Genomic DNA, 17,094 nt, shown 5'->3' on the forward strand with positions numbered 1-17,094 from the left:
GGGGGCGTCATGGTCGGTGCATGACGACGACGGAACACGGGCGCGACCGAGCCGAGCGCAGCGGGGACGAGCGCAGCGGGGATGAGCCCGGCCCGGACGAGCCCGGCCTGGACGAGCGCGGCCGGGACGGACTCGGCGCGGACGGACTCGGCGCGGATGCGCACCGCTGCGACGAACGTGGCCGAGACGGCGACGACCGAGCCCGGGACGGCGACGACCGGGCCCGGGACGGCGACGACCGGGCCCGGGACGGCGACGACAGCGCCTGGGACGGCGACGACCGGGCCCGGGACGGCGACGACCGAGTCCGGGACGGCGACGATCGCGGCCCGGACGGAGACGTCCGCGCCCGGGAGGGTGACGACCGCGGGGGAGGACAGCCCGTGTCGCGCTCGTCCTGGAGCCGCAGGCCGACATGGATCGACGTGGTCGCGGGTCTCGCGCTGGTGGGCCTCGTGGCCGTGCTGGACCTGTCCTCGCCCGCGACGGTCGCGGCGTCGGCGCTCGCCGTCGTGACCGGTGCCCTCGTCCGGGTCGACATCGCGCAGCGGCGGCTCCCGAACGTGCTGGTCCTCGTGGTGCTGGTCGGCACAGCTGCGGGCGTGGCGGTCGCCGTGGGGACCGGTGACGGGGTCCCGGCGGCGTGGGCGTGCTCCCTCGGCCTGGTCGTGCTCGTCGCGTGCGTCCCGCTCGTGCACGGCGGGGGGCTCGGTGCCGGCGACGCCAAGCTCGCGAGCGTCGGCGTCGTAGCGGCGTCGTTGGCATCGCCGTCGGCGCCGCTCGCCTGGCTCCTGGCGGTGGCGCTGCTCGGGGGAGTGCACGGGATCACGGCTGTCGTCGTCCGACGACGTGGCACGTCACCGGCCGGGGTCACCATCCCGCTCGGGCCGGTGCTGCTCGCCGGCTGGTGGCTCGCGGTCGTCGCAGCGTCGACGGTCCTCGACGCGTCGTAGCCCGCACGACGCCGCGACGCCCCGTCCGCGGTGGATGCGGACGGGGCGTCGTCGGGGTCGGCGGCGGCCGACGGTGCGGGAAGCGCCGCTCAGCCGGGGCGGGTCATGCTCAGGACGTCGAGTGCCGAGTCGAGCTGCTCCTCGGTGACCTCTCCGCGCTCGACGAAGCCGAGATCGACGACGGCCTCGCGCACGGTGATCTTCTGTGCGACGGCGTGCTTCGCGACCTTCGCCGCCGCCTCGTAGCCGATCACGCGGTTCAGCGGCGTGACGATGGACGGCGACGACTCGGCCATGGCGCGGGCGCGCTCGACATCGGCCTCGAGGCCGTCGACGGTCTTGTCGGCGAGCACCCGGGTCGCGTTCGAGAGGAGGCGGATCGACTCGAGCAGCGCGGTGCCCATCACCGGGATGGCGACGTTGAGCTCGAACGAGCCGGAGGCTCCCGCCCAGGCGATCGTGGCGTCGTTGCCGATCACCCGTGCCGAGACCATCAGCACGGCCTCGGGCACGACGGGGTTGACCTTGCCGGGCATGATGGACGACCCGGGCTGCAGGTCGGGGACGTGCAGCTCGCCGAGGCCGGCGTTCGGGCCCGAGCCCATCCAGCGGATGTCGTTGTTGATCTTCGTCAGGCTGACCGCGAGCACGCGGAGCGCGCCCGACGCCTCGACGAGACCGTCGCGGGCTCCCTGCGCCTCGAAGTGGTCGAGCGCCTCGGTCACGGGCAGGCCGCTGTCGTCGGCGAGCACGGAGATGACCTCCTGCGGGAAGCCGACGGGCGTGTTGATGCCCGTTCCCGTCGCGGTGCCTCCGAGCGGCACCTCGGCCACGCGGGGGAGGGTCGCCTGGACCCGCTCGACACCGAGACGGATCTGTCGGGCGTAGCCGCCGAACTCCTGGCCGAGGGTCACCGGGGTCGCGTCCATGAGGTGGGTGCGGCCCGCCTTGACGACGCCGGCCCACTCGGCGGCCTTGCGCTCGAGCGACTCGGCGAGGTGCTCGAGGGCCGGCACGAGGTCGTGGAGCAGGGCTCCGGTCACGGCGACGTGCACGGAGGTCGGGAACACGTCGTTCGAGGACTGCGACGCATTGACGTGGTCGTTGGGGTGCACGTCGACGCCGTCGACGGTGCCGGCCAGGCTGGCCAGCACCTCGTTCATGTTCATGTTCGACGAGGTCCCGCTGCCGGTCTGGTAGACGTCAACGGGGAACTGGTCGTGGTGCTGGCCGCCGATGATCGTGTCGGCCGCGGCGACGATCGCGTCGGCCACGCCCGCGGGGACGATGCCCCGTCGGCCGTTCACGACGGCGGCCGCCCGCTTGATGCGCGCCAGGGCCACGATCTGGGCGGCCTCGAGGCCGGCTCCCGAGATGGGGAAGTTCTCGACGGCCCGCTGGGTCTGTGCCCGCCACAGGGCCGACGCGGGGACCCGCACCTCGCCCATCGTGTCGTGCTCGATGCGGTACTCGGTAGTGGTCACGACGTCATCGTCCTTCCTTCGGCCCTCGTGGGGCGGTGTCACGGGGGCCGGTCGCCCCCGCGGCGTCAGAGTCGACCGATGATGATCGACGGGTCGACGCGGCCGTCGGCGAGCGCGTAGTTCGCCCCGACCACGGTCAACCTACCCTCGGCCACGGCGGCCGAGATGAGCGCGCTCCGGCCCACCAGGGCCTCGACGGAGGCCTGGATGTGCAGCGCCCCGACCGCGCGCGGGTCGAGCACGGCACCCGGTTCGAGGGCGATCGTCGCCCGTCGGACGCTGGGCACGATCATGTCGACGAGGTCGCCGAGGAACCGCGACCCGGGAGGCGCGTCGCTCGTGAGCGAGTCGATCGCGGTGGCGACCGCGCCGCAGCTGTCGTGGCCGAGCACGACGATGAGCGGCACGCCGAGCACCGAGACCGCGTACTCGAGCGAGGCGATGACGGTGTCGCCGACGACCTGGCCGGCGTTCCGGACGACGAAGAGGTCGCCGAGGCCGACGTCGAAGATGATCTCGGCGGCGAGCCGGGAGTCGGCGCAGCCGAACAGGGCCGCCACGGGCTCCTGCCCGCCGGCCAGCAGGGCGCGCCGGCCGCTGTCCTGGTGGGGGTGCTGAGGCGCCCCGGTCACGAAGCGCTCGTTGCCGGCCTTCATGCGCTCCCACGCGCGGCCCGGGGTCAGCGGGTCGGCAGGAGGCGACGGCACCGCCAGGTCGGCGACGGGCACAGCGGTCGTGCCGGGGACGCCGCCCTCGGACGCGGTGCCGGTTCCGGTGTCGGTGTCGGTATGAGGGTCGGTCACGACGGGTCTCCTGTCTGGTCGGCCAGCTGCTCGGCCAGCGCGGTCGCGAGCTGCTCGAACTGCACGTCGTCGGCCGTGCCGTGCAGCACGTACGAGCTGCGGTCGACCGTGGTCGTCATCGAGTAGGCGTAGTTGCCCGGGCTCTCGCCGTCCCGGCGGTCGTAGACCTGCCAGTCGAGGCCGGCGATCGTCGTCGCGCCCGTGGCCGGTCGCGCCTGCACCGCGTTGGCGACCCAGGTCGCGTTGGCGTCGACGCCCTGCTCGAGCGCGATGAACTGCTCGGTCGGCGTGATGAGCCCGACGTACCAGGTGGCGACGCCGTCGGCGGTGCCCGTCGAGATGTCGGCGCGGTTCGAGGTCCAGCCGTCGGGCAGGACGGGGGCGGCGAGCGCCACGTCGACGTTGCTCTCGGCGCTCTGCGCCACCGACCGGTAGTCGATCTCCTGGCGGTTGACCGTCCCGCCCGGGCGGACGACGACCAGCACCAGGAACAGCACGACAGCGAGCGACGCCACGATCGACAGAGTCAGGTTGACGGCCGTCTGGTTGGCGTAGTGCTTGCGGGTGTTCTCCGCCTTGCGGCGCGCTGTCTCGTCCGGCGTCTCGGGCCGGCCGAGCTCGGCGACGATGCGCGGCTGCTTCTGGCGGGGGCCGCGGCCGTTCTCGCGGGGGCCGGGGTCGGTCATTCGGCGGGAACCTGTCGACGAGCGGCCTCGAGGCGCTCGCGCGCGCCGAGCAGCCACTCTTCGCAACGGCGGGCGAGGGCCTCGCCCCGCTCCCACAGGGCGAGGGACCGCTCGAGAGTCGACGCCCCCTGCTCGAGCTCGGACACGACCGTCACGAGCTCGTCTCGTGCCTCTTCGTAGCTGAGCGACGCCACGTCGGCCGGGGCGGACGCGGAGGGTGCGGGGGAGGAGGACTGTGCCACGGGCCGATCCTAACGAGAGGTGCTGGCAGGGGAGGCGGCGTCGCTCGACGACGAGGAGGACGCGGAGGAGGCGGGACCTGGGGAGGAGGCGCCGGTGCTGACGGCCTGCAGCGCGCCTCCTTCGACGGTGAGGACGAGCGGCGTGGACTCGGGGGCGTCGGCCGGGTCGCGGAGCACCCCGCCGCCCGGCAGCTGCACGATCGAGTAGCCGCGCCGCAGGGTGCCCTGGGGCGACAGCGCGCGCAGCTGGGCGGTCAGCTCGGAGACCCGGGTGTGCGCCCGCTCGACGGCTCGGGCCACGAGTTCTTCGCCGCGGGCGACGGCGCGCACGACCTCGTCGGCGCGCACGTCGACGAGCGTCTGCGGCGAGGCCAGGACGGGGCGGCTGCGCACCTGCTCGAGCCGGTCGATCTCGGTCGAGACGATCTGGTTCAGCCGCACCCCGATGCGCGACCGGGCCTGCTGCACCCGCGAGAGCTCTTCGTTGACGTCGGGCACCACGCGCTTCGCGGCGTCGGTCGGGGTCGAGGCCCGCAGATCGGCGACGTCGTCGAGCAGGGGGCGGTCGGCCTCGTGCCCGATGGCGCTGACGACGGGCGTGGTGCACGCGGCCACCGCACGAACGAGAGACTCGTCGCTGAAGCCGAGCAGGTTCTGGAAGTCGCCCCCGCCCCGGGCCACGATGATGACGTCGACCTCGGGGTCGGCGTCGAGCTGCTGCACGGCGGCGGTGACCTCGCCCACCGAGCGGTCGCCCTGCACCGCCGCGTGCACGACGCGGAACGTGACCGACGGCCACCGCAGCTGTGCATTGCGCAGCACGTCTTTCTCGGCGTCGCTGTCGCGGCCCGTCACGAGGCCGATGCACTGCGGCAGGAACGGCGGGCGCTTCTTGCGGTCGGGGGAGAAGAGGCCCTCGGCGGCGAGCTGGGCCCGCAGGCGCTCGAGGCGCTCGAGCAGGTCGCCCAGCCCGACGTGCCGCATCTCGAAGACCTGCATGGTGAGCGAGCCGCCCTTGACCCAGTAGTTCGGCTTGACCGCCGCGATCACGCGGTCGCCCTGCTTCAGGTCGGCGGGGACCCTCGACCGGACGCTCGACCAGATCGAGAACGAGACCGTGACGTCCTGCTCGAGGTCGCGCAGCTTGCCGTAGACGTTGCCGCCCGAGACGTTCCACTGGGTGATCTGCCCCTCGACCCAGGCCGTGCCGAGCCGGTCGATCCAGTCGCGCACCTTGCCCGCGAGCAGGCCGACCGGCCAGGGCGCATCGGCGGTGGGCGGCGGGGTGACGATCGTCATGCAGGCGTGTCCTCTGGTCGGAGCGGACGGGGGAGCGGTCAGGGCGGGAGGCGTGGCAGGGACGAGGGCGGGGCACGGAGGGCAGGGCCTCCCAGAACGCGACCAGTCGTCACGCCTATCATCGACGGGTGGCACACATCACGAACGGCGCCATCGCCGTCGACCTCCCGACCCCGCGCGTCCCTGCGCTGCGCAACAGGCTACGGGACACCCCCGTCAACGGGACGAAGCGGGTGCTGCTCGCTGCTCCCCGCGGCTACTGCGCCGGCGTCGACCGGGCGGTCATAGCCGTCGAGAAGGCCCTCGAGCACTACGGCTCGCCCGTCTACGTCCGCAAGCAGATCGTCCACAACGTCCACGTCGTCTCGACGCTCGAGCGTCAGGGCGCGATCTTCGTCGACGAGGTCGAGGAGGTCCCCGAGGGCTCGCACGTCGTCTTCAGCGCCCACGGTGTCTCGCCGGCCGTCGTGCAGGGCGCCGCCGACCGCGGCCTCCAGGCGATCGACGCGACGTGCCCCCTCGTCACGAAGGTGCACCGCGAGGCCGTCCGCTTCGGGTCGCAGGGCCGCCACATCATCCTCATCGGCCACGCCGGCCACGAAGAGGTCGAGGGGACGATGGGCCACGCCGCCGACCGCACCACCCTCGTGCAGAACCCGGCCGAGGTCGACGACCTCGTCATCGACGACCCCGACAACCTCGTCTGGCTGTCGCAGACGACGCTGAGCGTCGACGAGACGATGGAGACGGTCCGCCGGCTCCGCGAGCGCTTCCCCACGATCCAGAACCCCCCGAGCGACGACATCTGCTACGCCACGCAGAACCGTCAGGTCGCCATCAAGAAGGTCGCGGTCGACTCCGACCTCGTCATCGTCGTGGGCTCGGCGAACAGCTCGAACAGCGTGCGCCTCGTCGAGGTCGCCCTCGAGCACGGCGCCAAGGCCGCCTACCGCGTCGACTACTCGAGCGAGATCAAGCAGGAGTGGCTCGACGGCGTCGAGACCGTCGGCGTCACGTCCGGCGCCTCCGTGCCCGAGGTCCTCGTGAAGGAGGTCCTCGACGACCTGGCCGACGCCGGCTACGGCGACGTGTCCGAGGTCGTCACGGCCGAGGAGGATCTGATGTTCTCCCTCCCCAAGGAGCTCCGCAAGGACGCCCAGGGCCAGACGGACACCCGCGCGCTCGGCGGACGCACCGCCCGATGAGCGACGACCGCGACCAGCACGACGGCCGCGACGGCGACGCGTCGGCAGGACGCGATCCGCGCCCTCGTCCCCGGTACGGCGAGTACGCGCCCGAGGGCTGGGTCAGTCCCGTCCCGCCCGCCGAGGCCGCGCCTCCTGCGGGCCAGGGCGAGGCGCCGCCGGTCGGGCAGCAGCCCGGGCAGCAGCCCACGTCGTGGTCGCAGCGGGGCCAGGGGGAGGGCGAAGGAGGTGCGCAGCCGTACCCGGGACCACCTGCGACGCCAGCCGCGCTGAGCACCGGACGCCGTGTCGACCGTGTCGCCACGTTCGTCCTGCTCGGCCTCGCGGGCTACAACGTCATCTCGAACCTCGTCCTCGTGTCGAGCTTCTCGCGGTCCGCGCTCGCGACGCTCGCCGCCGCGGGGTACCCGGTCGACGACTTCTCGCGTCGGGCCGAGCTGCAGCAGGCGGGCGGGGCGATCGCCATCGTGTCGCTCGTCGTCTTCGTGCCGATGCTCGTGTGGACCGTCCGGCGCCTCCGGGCGGGCACGATCACCTTCTGGGTGCCCCTCACGGCCGGGATCGTCGTGACGATCGTGCAGATGCTGATCGTGCTGCCCGTGTTCCTGGGCGACCCGGCGTTCGTCCAGTCCGTCCTCGACATGTCGGGCACCGCCTCCTAGGCCCTCTGCCCGTCGTCGTGGCGAGAGGCCCCGCAGCTCGTCGCTGCGGGGCCTCTCGCGTCGGACCAGGAGGTTCGGACTAGCTGCCCGACTGGCCGAACGAGCCGAGCTGCTTGGTCGCCTCGACCACGCGGGCGGCCATCGCCGACTCGGCGACCTTGCCCCAGGCGCGGGGGTCGTACTGCTTCTTGTTGCCGACCTCGCCGTCGGCCTTGATGAAGCCGTCGTAGTTCTTCAGCACCGTGTCGGCGATCGAGCGGCTGAAGGCGTACTGCGTGTCGGTGTCGAGGTTCATCTTCACGACGCCGTTCGAGACGGCCTCGCGGATCTCGGCGTCGGACGAGCCCGACCCGCCGTGGAACACGAGCTCGAGGGGCTTCTCGGCCGTGCCGAAGCGCTCCTGGATGCCCTGCTGGATCTCGCCGAGCAGCTCCGGGCGGAGCTTGACGTTGCCGGGCTTGTAGACGCCGTGGACGTTGCCGAAGGTGAGGGCGGCGATGTAGCGGCCGTTGTCGCCGAGGCCGAGCGTCTCGACGGCGCGGGTCACGTCGCCGACGGTCGTGTAGAGCGCCTCGTTGGAGCCCTCGTGCTGGATGCCGTCCTCTTCGCCGCCGACGACGCCGATCTCGACCTCGAGGATGGCGTTGATCGCGGCGGTGCGCTTGAGCATCTGTTGCGCGATCTCGAGGTTCTCGTCCAGGGGGATGGCCGAGCCGTCCCACATGTGCGACTGGAAGAGCGGGTTGCGACCGGCCTTGACCTCGTCCTCGCTGGCGGCGATGAGGGGCAGGACGAAGCCGTCGAGGGCGTCCTTGGGGCAGTGGTCGGTGTGCAGCGCGACGGTGATCGGGTAGTTCTTGGCGACCTCGGTCGCGAACTTCGCGAAGGCGATCGCGCCCGCGGCACGGTTCTTGACCGTCTGGCCGGCGAAGTAGTCGGCGCCGCCCGTCGTGACCTGGATGATGCCGTCGCTGCCGGCCTCGGTGAGGCCCTGGAGCACGGCGTTGATCGTCTGCGAGGACGACACGTTGACCGCGGGGTAGGCGAACCCCTTGTTCTTCGCCTTGTCCAGCATCTCGGCGTACTGCTCGGGGGTTGCGACGGGCATCGGATCTCCTTCGATGATGGCGTGTGGGGTGCTCCTCCACCCTAGTCAGGGGCCCCCGGAGCGGACCGGGCAGCGACGGGCGTGGAGGGGCTGTGGACGGGCGTGCACGTCTGTGCAACGACCGTCGGGGAGGCGCCTCCCGGGTAGGCTCCGGAGCATGGCTGACTCCGGAACCCTCTACTCGCACCCCGACCGCAACCTGGGCATGGAGCTGGTGAGGGCGACCGAGGCCGCCGCGATCCGCAGCGCCCCGTTCATCGGCAAGGGCGACAAGAACGCCGCCGACGGCGCGGCGGTCGACGCGATGCGCAAGTTCCTCGGCACGGTCGCCTTCGACGGCGTCGTCGTGATCGGCGAGGGCGAGAAGGACGAGGCGCCGATGCTCTTCAACGGCGAGCACGTGGGCAACGGCTTCGGTCCCGCCTGCGACATCGCCGTCGACCCGATCGACGGCACGAGCCTCACCGCCGCGGGCCGCATGAACGCCCTCTCGGTGATCGCGGTCAGCGACCGCGGCAGCATGTTCGACCCCAGCGCCGTCTTCTACATGGACAAGATCGTCACCGGCCCCGAGGGCATCGGCGTGATCGACCTCGACAAGCCGGTCGGCGACAACATCCGCGCCCTCGCCGACGCCAAGGGGCTCGCCGTCGAGGACATCCAGGTGGCCGTGCTCGACCGTCCGCGCCACGCCGACCTGATCCAGCAGATCCACGCCGCCGGCGCGGGCACCCGCCTGCTGCTCGACGGCGACGTCGCCGGCGGCATCAACGCGGCCCGCCCCGACTCGCGCATCGACATGTGCGTCGGCATCGGCGGCACTCCCGAGGGCATCATCACGGCCTGCGCCGTCAAGGCGCTCGGCGGCCTCATCCTCACCCGGCTCGCCCCGAAGGACGACGCGGAGCGCCAGAAGGCGATCGATGCCGGCCACGACCTCGACCGCGTTCTCGACCAGGACGACCTCGTCAAGGGCGACAACGCCTACTTCGTCGCCACCGGCGTCACCGACGGCGCGCTCGTCGCGGGCGTCAAGCGCAAGCAGGGCATGATCCGCACCTCGAGCATCGTGCTGCGCTCGCACTCCGGCACGATCCGTCGCGTCGAGGCCGACCACCTCGTCTCGAAGTGGTACGGCGAGACCGCGTAGCTCGCGCTAGCTAGCCCGGTCGGTCCAGCTCGCCTGGCTCGCCTGGCTCGCCTCACGCTCGTCGGGCGCCGACCTCGACGCCTCGACCTCGCGGTCGGCGTCGAGGGCGGTCGTCAGCTCTGCTGCGGTGAGGCCTCGGGGCAGCTCTTCCACGACCGTCGGCGAGGTGAGCGTCTTCGTCTCGTCGAGCATGCTCAGGCGACGTGCCGACGGCAGCACCGTGCGCTCGAGCGAGCCGACGAAGCGGTTGTAGTCGTTCACCGAGCCGCGCAGCGACCGGCCCAGCTTGTCGACGTGGCCGGCCATGGTCGCGAGCCGGCCGTAGAGCTCGCGGCTGAGGTCGAAGAGGACCTTCGCCTCGTTCGTGACCACGTCTTGCTGCCAGCTGAAGGCGACGGTCTTGAGCACCGACCAGAGCGTGACCGGGGAGGCGAGGGCGACGCGCTTCTGGAACGCGTAGTCCATCAGCGAGGGGTCGGCCTCGAGAGCGCTCGACACGAGCGACTCGCTGGGGATGAACGCGATGACGAGCTCGGGCGACGACTCGAGCCCGGCCCAGTAGGTCTTGGCCGAGAGGGCGTCGACGTGGGCCCGCAGCGCCTTGACGTGCTGCCGCACGAGCACGTCGCGACGGGCTGCCTCTTCTCCGACGGCCGTGGCCGGGATGGCGCTCGCCTCGAGGAAGGCCGCGAACGGCACCTTGGCGTCGACGGCGATGTTCTTGCCGCCGGGCAGGTGGACCACCATGTCGGGGCGGCCGGCGCCCGCGTCGCTCGAGATGCTGCTCTGCAGGTCGAAGTCGACCCGCTCGACGAGCCCCGCGGCCTGGACGACGTTGCGCAGCTGCGTCTCGCCCCAGACCCCGCGGGTGCTGTTCGAGCGGAGGGCCGACGCCAGTGACTCGGCCGTGCTGCGCAGCCGTTCTTCTGAGGCGACGGCGCTGCGCAGCTGCTCGCTGAGCGTCCCGTACTGGTGCGCGCGCTGTTCCTCCAGCTCGGCGACCTTGGCCTGGACCGCCGCTAGGCTCTGCGCCACCGGGCTGAGGGCCGTCATGACCTGGCCCTCGGAGCGGACCCGCTCGGCCTCGGCGATGCGGGAGTCGCGCAGCCTGTCCTGGAACTCGCGCAGCCGCTCCTCCTGGCCGGCGGCCTCGCGCCGGTGCTGCTCGTCGAGGTCGATCAGCCGCTCGCGGTAGCCCTCGACGGTCGCGCGGGCCGCGGCGGCGTCGGCGGAGAGCCGGGCCGTGGCCTCGGCTGCCCGGGACCGGGACAGCAGCATGCCGAGGGCCGTGCCGACCCCGAGCGCGATGACGACGAGGGCCACGAGGAGGAGCGGTGAGGTCATGCAGGGAGTGTCGCAGCCGCCGCCGACACCGGCCGAGAGCGTGCGCCGCGCGTGCCGCGCCCGCTAGCGGAAGACGACGCGGCGGCGCGGGGCCGGGGCTCCCGCGTCGGCGGGGGGCGCGGCGGGCGTGAGCCGCTTCATGCCGACGCGTGCCGTCTCGGCGAGCTGCCGCAGGTCGTCCGCCCCGTGGAACTGAGCCGCGTGGACGACGATCGCCGCGCAGGCCTCGGCGTCGGCGAGGGCGTCGTGGTGCGAGAAGCCGGTGAACCCCGCGGCGGCCGCGGCGAGCGGCAGACGATACGAGTCGAGGGCATAGGTCTTGCGGGCGACCTGGAGGCTGCATAGGTACGCCCACGACGGGGGAGTGACCCCGGTCGCGGCGCACGCGCCCTTGATGACGCCCATGTCGAAACCTGCGTTGTGGGCGACGAAGACGTCGATGCCGGCGAAGTCGGCGATGAGGTCGAACTGCTCGTGCCACTCGAAGGCGTCGACGACGTCGTCGGCCCGGATGCCGTGGATGCGGGTGTTCCACTCGAGGAACGTGTCGTGCCCCGCCGGGGGCTTGATCAGCCAGCCGACCTTGTCGACGACGACGCCGTCACGGACCTTGACGAGGCCGACGGAGCAGGCGGAGGCGCTGCTCGAGTTCGCGGTCTCGAAGTCGATCGCGGTGAAGTCGATGGGCATCGCACCATGGTGTCACGGGCCTCGGACACTGCCGGGTCGACCCGCGCCTCCTGCGGTCGGGTGCACCCCGGAGGTGTGTCGGGCCGCGCGCCGGTACGATGGCTGACCGTGGCTCTCACTATCGCGATCGTCGGACTGCCCAACGTCGGCAAGTCCACCCTGTTCAACGCCCTGACCAAGAACCAGGTGCTGGCGGCGAACTACCCGTTCGCGACCATCGAGCCGAACGTCGGCATCGTCAACCTGCCCGACCCGCGCCTCCCCGTGCTCGCGGGCCTGTTCGGCTCGGAGAAGATCCTGTCGGCGCCCGTGTCGTTCGTCGACATCGCCGGCATCGTCAAGGGCGCGAGCGAGGGCGAGGGGCTCGGCAACAAGTTCCTCGCGAACATCCGCGAGGCCGACGCCATCGCCGAGGTCGTCCGCGGCTTCGTCGACCCCGACGTGGTGCACGTCGACGGGAAGGTCGACCCCGAGGGCGACATGGGCACGATCAACACCGAGCTGATCCTCGCCGACCTCGAGACCGTCGAGAAAGCCCTCGTGCGCTACGAAAAGGAACTCCGCCTCAAGCGCGTCGAGCCGCTCACGCACGAGACGGCCGTGGCCGCCAAGGAGGCGCTGCAGCGCGGCGAGGCCCTCTCGGCCTCCGGCATCGACCTCGAGCCCATCCGTGAGCTCGGCCTGCTCACCGCCAAGCCCTTCATCTACGTCTTCAACGTCGACGAGTCGATCCTCACGGACGACGCGAAGAAGGCTGAGCTGTCGGCCCTCGTCGCCCCGGCCGAGGCCGTGTTCCTCGACGCGAAGATCGAGTCCGAGCTGATCGACCTCGACCCGGAGGACGCCGCCGAGCTGCTGTCGTCGACCGGCCAGGACGAGTCCGGCCTCGACCAGCTCGCCCGCATCGGCTTCGAGACCCTCGGCCTGCAGACCTACCTCACGGCAGGCCCGAAGGAGACCCGTGCCTGGACCATCGGCAAGGGCTGGAAGGCTCCCCAGGCCGCGGGCGTCATCCACACCGACTTCGAGAAGGGCTTCATCAAGGCCGAGGTCATCTCCTACGCCGACCTCGTCGAGACCGGCTCCATCGCGGAGGCGCGCTCGGCCGGCAAGGCCCGCATCGAGGGCAAGGAGTACGTCATGCAGGACGGCGACGTGGTGGAGTTCCGCTTCAACAACTAGTCGGCACCGAGCCGCCGTGAGGCGTCTTCCGCCCCTGTCAGCCGATGCGGTAGACGATGCCCTCTCCTGCTGCGGCTCGTCGGGACACGAACTCCTTCGCTCGCTCCAGGTGGTAGCCCACGTAGCTGACGTCCTCCCGCAGCCGGTCTCCGACTCGACCATTCTCGACGTACATCGCCAGCACGTCGACCTTGTCGATGTGGGCCAGCTCCCGTGCCACGACCTCGGCCTCCTCTGGGGTCAGGATGCCGTAGTGGCACAGGTACCCGTTCTCGTAGCCTTCCGGGTACGTGACGTCTCCCCGCACGAGGTCGAAGCCGGTGTCTGCCGGCACGCGATGCGACCAGGTGAGGAGCCGCTGGAACTCGCGCCAGGACTTGTCGAGATCGAGCCATCGATCCTCGGGGTCGCACTCCTCCGAGGCTGAGGCTGAGGTCGAGAACGTGTCGTTCATGTAGGCGAGTGGATCGCGTCGGACGAGTTCGTCATCGGAGGCGCGGACTGAGCACGCGCTGTATCTGATTCCCATGGTCGCGACGATGTCAGTCGACGAGCGCAGCCCGCAGGCAGCCGTGGTTCCGCTGGGGCAGGGGACGGCCGAGACCTCTGCTGGGGAGGAGTGGCTGGCGATGCCTGTCTGCTCTGCGCGGAGAGCCGCGAGCGGTCATCCTCCGGACGGATGCCCGCCGTTCCCTCCCTCAGCCAGGCTCGGGAGGTGAGCCACTCCGACACCGCCCCCGCGCCTCCTGCACGTCCTGTCACCGTCCCGGGCTCGTGGTCGGTCCACATCGGCCGAGCGGCGATGGTCACGGGTCTCGTCGGCCTCTGCGGCCTGATCGTCCTGGTCTCCTTCGCCGCGTGGCTCGTGCTGCGTGACTCGCGCGTCGACCTGCGACCGGACGACTTCGTGCCGCGCGCGGGAGCCACGAGCGGCGGCATCTCCCTGCTCGAGGGCGCCGTCGACGTGACGGCAGAAGCCTGCGGGCCCGTCGCCTCCTCGTGCACATCCGCCGTCGGGACGGACGACCTCGTGCTGATGCACTTCGCGACGAAGGACGCCGCAGCGCGCGCCGCCCGTAGGCTCGGGCCCGAGGCCTACCGCTCGGACTGGCTCGTGGCCCGGTTCGTCGGGGACGACGTCCCCGCCGAACAGCGGCTGTGGGCGACCGAGGCCCTCGACGGTGCGTGGCAGAGCGAGGTCGACTGACCGGGCCGCACCTGAGAGGACCGGACAGGCAACGGTCGTAGCGTGGGCCGGTTCCCACCACGCTCACCAGGAGGTCCCATGACCGACACTGCCCCCACCACCTCCCCGGCCCCGGCCGGACCCCGCACCGCCGTCGTCCTCGGCGGCGGCGGCATCACCGGCATCGCGTGGGAGCTCGGCGTGCTCGCCCGCCTGCTCGAGGCAGGCATCCCGCTGGGCGACGCGGACCTCGTCGTCGGCACCTCCGCGGGCTCGGTCGTCGGGACGACCCTCCGCCTCGGCGGGAGCGGCATCGCCGATGCGTACGCCGAGCAGCTCGTGCCCGCCGGCGCGACCCCCGAGGTCGCGCTCGACGGCGAGGACTTCATGCAGCGCATCGGCCAGGCGATCCAGGGCGCGACGAACGCCGAGGAGGCGCGGGCCCGGCTGGGCGCACTGGCCCGGCAGGTGCCCGTCACCGGCGATGAGCCCGAACTCGTCACGACGATGCGCGAACGCTTCGGCGCGGATGCCGCCTGGCCGGAGGGGCAGCTCGCGATCTGCACCGTGGACGCGACCGACGGCGAGTTCCGGGTGCTGACCGCCGCCTCCGGCGTGCCCCTGCACGTGGCCGTCGCAGCCAGCTGCTCGGTCCCGCTCGTCTGGCCGACCGTCGAGGTCGACGGACGGCCGACCATGGACGGCGGCATCCGCTCGGGCACCAACGCCGACGTGGCCGACGCGGCCGAGCGCGTGCTCGTCCTCTCGTGCGGGCCAGAGCTCGCGCAGTCCCCGCTCGGACCGACCCTGCCCGGCGTCGTCTCGACCCGGATGGGCGCCGACCGGCCGGTGTTCGTCATCGAGGCGGACGCTGAGAGCCTCGCCGCGTTCGGCGCCAACTCGCTGTCGAGCGCGAACCGCGGCCCCGCCGCCGAGGCCGGGCGCCGTCAGGCCGAGGGCGTCGTCGAGGCGGTCCGCGAGTTCTGGGCCGGCTCCGCCACCGGCGCCTGAGCGGGCCGGAGCCGGCCGCCACGCACCCCGCAGCGGACCATGCACCCCGTCGTTCGGGGGTGTTCGGTCCACTCCGGGGTGCTTCGTGCTGACTGGGAGACGCCTCCGAGCGGGCTGCAGCCCGGCTGGACCAGTGCCAGGCTGAGGTCGATCCCGCACCCGAACCGAGGAGGCCCCGTGGCCAGCACGAAGAAGCTCCAGAAGGCCGCGACCGCGGCGCTCGACTCCGCTCTCGACGCCGTCGCCGACGCGCGCAAGGGCGTGAAGACGCTCGCCAAGGCCGACGGCGCCAAGAAGGCGAAGAAGGCGCGCGGCTCGGCCGAGGACGCCCTCGACACCGCGGCGAAGAAGATCAAGGACGCCGAGAAGGCGACGAAGAAGGCCGTCAAGAGCGCGACGAAGAGCGCGTCGCAGGGCTCCTCGAAGGAGGCGCCGACCGCCTCCTCGGAGACCACCGCCACCCCTGCCCCGAAGCCCACGAAGTCGCACGAGCAGGTCGAGGCCGAGGTCGCGCAGAAGTCCGTCGTCCCCACGACGAGCGCGCCGAAGGGCCCGGGCGCTGCCTACACGCCCCCGCTGCCGCACGCCGACGAGACCACGGTCACGGCGCACGACGGCTCCGAGGCGCACGTCGACCTGCACGCCCAGACTCTCGTCTCGCTGCGTCAGCTCGCCACCGACAAGGGCGTCACCGGCGTCTCGCGCCTCACGAAGGCCCAGCTGATCGAGAAGCTCCAGGCCTAGCTCCCGAGCCCGCCGTCCGGCCGACGGGCGCTGAACCCGCGCGAACTGCTGACGGGCTCGGCCCGCAGGGCAGTTCATGCCGGCTCGCCGTCGTCGGCACGGCTCAGGCGGCGATGAACTCCTCGACGCCGGCGACGAGCCGGTCGACGTCGGTCTGGTCCGTGTACGGCGCGAGGCCGATGCGGAGCCCGGTCGTGTCGTCGTCGAGGCCCATCGCCCGCCACGCCTCGATCGCGTAGAAGTGCCCGGCCGGCGCGAGCACGTCCCGCGTCGCGAGGTGTGCGGCGAGCTCGCGCATCGAGCGACCCTCGATCGTCACGTAGAGCGTCGGCGTCCGTCGGGCCGCCCGCGAGCGGACCGTGAGGCCGGGCATCCGCGCGAGGCGCTCCTCCAGCGCGACGCGCAGCGCCGTCTCGTGCTCGTGCACCGCCGCGAAGGAGGCGACCAGCGCCTCCCTGCGCGCCGTTGCGTCGCCGGGAGCGATCGCGGCGAGGAAGTCGACGGCGGCCGTCGCCCCGGCGAGCTGCTCGTAGGGGAGCGTGCCGAACTCGAAGCGCTCGGGCACCACGTCGGTCGACGGCAGCAGCTTCGCCGGCCGGATGCTCTCGAGCAGCTCGGGGTCGGCACCCAGCACGCCGCAGTGCGGTCCGGCGAACTTGTAGGGCGAGCAGACGACGAAGTCGGCGCCGAGCGCGACCCGGTCGACGAGCTCGTGCGCGGCGAAGTGGACCGCGTCGACCCAGACCAGGGCGCCGACGGCGTGCGCCCGGTCGGCGATCGCTGCGACGGGCGGCTGCGTGCCCAGCAGGTTGGAGGCGGCGGTCACGGCGACGAGGCGAGTGCGGTCGGTGATCGCCGCGGCGGCCGACTCGAGGTCGAGCTCGCCCGTCGCGGGGTCGAGCTCGATCCAGTTCACGGTCGCGCCGACGGCCTCGGCCGCCTGGACCCACGGCCGGATGTTCGCGTCGTGGTCGAGCCGGCTGACGACGACCTCGTCGCCGGGACCCCAGGACGCCGACAGGTGGCGCGCGAAGTCGTACGTGAGCTGGGTGGCGCTCCGGCCGTGGACGACGCCCTCGGGCGGGACCCCGAGGAAGTCGGCGTAGGCGGCGCGGAAGGCCTGGACCGTCGCCTCGCTGTTGCGCTCGGAGGCGGTGCTGGTGCCGCGGATCGACGTGGGGCCCGTCATCGCGGCGAGGATCGCCTCGCCGACGACACGCGGCGTCTGGGTGCCGCCCGGTCCGTCGAAGTGGGCGATGCCCGAGGAGAGGGACGGGTAGGCAGAGCGGAGGGCGGCGACGTCGAGGGGCATGCACCCTGCTTACCAGGTGCCGGTGCCCTCGCC

At 72.3% G+C, this 17,094-nt stretch carries 18 protein-coding genes; 8 read left to right on the forward strand and 10 right to left on the reverse strand.

Going from position 1 to position 17,094, the window contains the following annotated elements:
• The first annotated feature begins 20 nt into the window (after positions 1-20).
• The gene (locus tag EDF18_RS12420; RefSeq protein WP_123548073.1) at positions 21-953 is read left to right on the forward strand and encodes a prepilin peptidase; all 933 of its coding nucleotides are present in this window, start codon (positions 21-23) and stop codon (positions 951-953) included.
• An 89-nt stretch (positions 954-1,042) separates the two neighbouring features.
• On the opposite strand, the gene EDF18_RS12425 is transcribed toward EDF18_RS12420, so the two are convergent.
• From EDF18_RS12425 to xseA, 5 genes are all read right to left on the reverse strand, one after another.
• A complete protein-coding gene (locus EDF18_RS12425) occupies positions 1,043-2,437 on the reverse strand; it encodes a class II fumarate hydratase (protein ID WP_123548074.1) in 1,395 nt (464 codons plus the stop codon).
• A gap of 65 nt (positions 2,438-2,502) precedes the next feature.
• Entirely contained in the window at positions 2,503-3,093 is a 591-nt protein-coding gene (locus EDF18_RS12430; RefSeq protein WP_123548335.1) for a carbonic anhydrase, read from the reverse strand.
• Between the two features lie 143 nt (positions 3,094-3,236).
• Positions 3,237-3,926 (reverse strand): DUF4245 domain-containing protein, encoded by a 690-nt coding sequence (locus tag EDF18_RS12435; protein ID WP_123548075.1) that lies wholly within the window; start codon positions 3,924-3,926, stop codon positions 3,237-3,239.
• Positions 3,923-4,168: an exodeoxyribonuclease VII small subunit gene (locus EDF18_RS12440; RefSeq protein WP_123548076.1), complete on the reverse strand. Its 246-nt coding sequence runs from the start codon at positions 4,166-4,168 to the stop codon at positions 3,923-3,925. Before EDF18_RS12440 ends, EDF18_RS12435 begins: the two co-directional genes overlap by 4 nt.
• Before the next feature lie 9 nt (positions 4,169-4,177).
• Entirely contained in the window at positions 4,178-5,467 is a 1,290-nt protein-coding gene (gene xseA, locus EDF18_RS12445) for an exodeoxyribonuclease VII large subunit (RefSeq protein WP_123548077.1), read from the reverse strand.
• A gap of 128 nt (positions 5,468-5,595) precedes the next feature.
• Here xseA and EDF18_RS12450 point away from each other — a divergent pair, with 128 nt between their 5' ends.
• Together EDF18_RS12450 and EDF18_RS12455 are read left to right on the forward strand one after the other, a co-directional pair.
• Complete coding sequence (locus EDF18_RS12450; RefSeq protein WP_192041097.1) at positions 5,596-6,672, forward strand: 4-hydroxy-3-methylbut-2-enyl diphosphate reductase; 1,077 nt, start codon at positions 5,596-5,598, stop codon at positions 6,670-6,672.
• Entirely contained in the window at positions 6,669-7,334 is a 666-nt protein-coding gene (locus tag EDF18_RS12455) for a DUF6264 family protein (protein ID WP_123548078.1), read from the forward strand. The genes EDF18_RS12450 and EDF18_RS12455 overlap by 4 nt, the downstream gene beginning before the upstream one ends.
• A 79-nt stretch (positions 7,335-7,413) precedes the next feature.
• Here the strand turns inward: EDF18_RS12455 and fbaA are convergent, their stop codons facing one another.
• Positions 7,414-8,442, reverse strand: a complete 1,029-nt coding sequence (gene fbaA / locus EDF18_RS12460) for a class II fructose-bisphosphate aldolase (protein ID WP_123548079.1) — start codon at positions 8,440-8,442, stop codon at positions 7,414-7,416.
• 157 nt (positions 8,443-8,599) lie between these two features.
• Here fbaA and glpX point away from each other — a divergent pair, with 157 nt between their 5' ends.
• Complete coding sequence (gene glpX / locus EDF18_RS12465; protein ID WP_123548080.1) at positions 8,600-9,592, forward strand: class II fructose-bisphosphatase; 993 nt, start codon at positions 8,600-8,602, stop codon at positions 9,590-9,592.
• Between the two features lie 6 nt (positions 9,593-9,598).
• On the opposite strand, the gene EDF18_RS12470 is transcribed toward glpX, so the two are convergent.
• Entirely contained in the window at positions 9,599-10,936 is a 1,338-nt protein-coding gene (locus EDF18_RS12470; protein ID WP_123548081.1) for a DNA recombination protein RmuC, read from the reverse strand.
• A 63-nt stretch (positions 10,937-10,999) separates the two neighbouring features.
• Positions 11,000-11,626 (reverse strand): exonuclease domain-containing protein, encoded by a 627-nt coding sequence (locus tag EDF18_RS12475; protein ID WP_123548082.1) that lies wholly within the window; start codon positions 11,624-11,626, stop codon positions 11,000-11,002.
• A 108-nt stretch (positions 11,627-11,734) separates the two neighbouring features.
• On the opposite strand from EDF18_RS12475, the gene ychF reads away from it, so the two are divergent.
• The gene (ychF, locus tag EDF18_RS12480) at positions 11,735-12,808 is read left to right on the forward strand and encodes a redox-regulated ATPase YchF (RefSeq protein ID WP_123548083.1); all 1,074 of its coding nucleotides are present in this window, start codon (positions 11,735-11,737) and stop codon (positions 12,806-12,808) included.
• 37 nt (positions 12,809-12,845) lie between these two features.
• Here ychF and EDF18_RS12485 read toward each other — a convergent pair whose 3' ends face one another.
• The gene (locus EDF18_RS12485; protein ID WP_123548084.1) at positions 12,846-13,337 is read right to left on the reverse strand and encodes a DUF1877 family protein; all 492 of its coding nucleotides are present in this window, start codon (positions 13,335-13,337) and stop codon (positions 12,846-12,848) included.
• 186 nt (positions 13,338-13,523) lie between these two features.
• Between EDF18_RS12485 and EDF18_RS12490 the strand changes: the two genes are divergently transcribed.
• The 3 genes from EDF18_RS12490 (at position 13,524) to EDF18_RS12500 (ending at position 15,749) form a co-directional block, all read left to right on the forward strand.
• A complete protein-coding gene (locus EDF18_RS12490; protein WP_148050097.1) occupies positions 13,524-14,015 on the forward strand; it encodes a hypothetical protein in 492 nt (163 codons plus the stop codon).
• Positions 14,016-14,093: 78 nt separating this feature from the next.
• Entirely contained in the window at positions 14,094-15,005 is a 912-nt protein-coding gene (locus EDF18_RS12495; protein ID WP_123548086.1) for a patatin-like phospholipase family protein, read from the forward strand.
• A 177-nt stretch (positions 15,006-15,182) separates the two neighbouring features.
• On the forward strand, positions 15,183-15,749 hold the full coding sequence (locus EDF18_RS12500; protein WP_123548087.1) for a Rho termination factor N-terminal domain-containing protein: 567 nt from the start codon (positions 15,183-15,185) through the stop codon (positions 15,747-15,749).
• Between the two features lie 103 nt (positions 15,750-15,852).
• On the opposite strand, the gene EDF18_RS12505 is transcribed toward EDF18_RS12500, so the two are convergent.
• Positions 15,853-17,061, reverse strand: coding sequence for a cysteine desulfurase-like protein (locus tag EDF18_RS12505; RefSeq protein ID WP_123548088.1), 1,209 nt, complete (start codon positions 17,059-17,061; stop codon positions 15,853-15,855).
• Positions 17,062-17,094: the final 33 nt, after the last annotated feature.

This window comes from Frigoribacterium sp. PhB107, from assembly GCF_003751515.1.
In the GTDB taxonomy this organism is placed as follows: Bacteria; Actinomycetota; Actinomycetes; order Actinomycetales; family Microbacteriaceae; genus Frigoribacterium.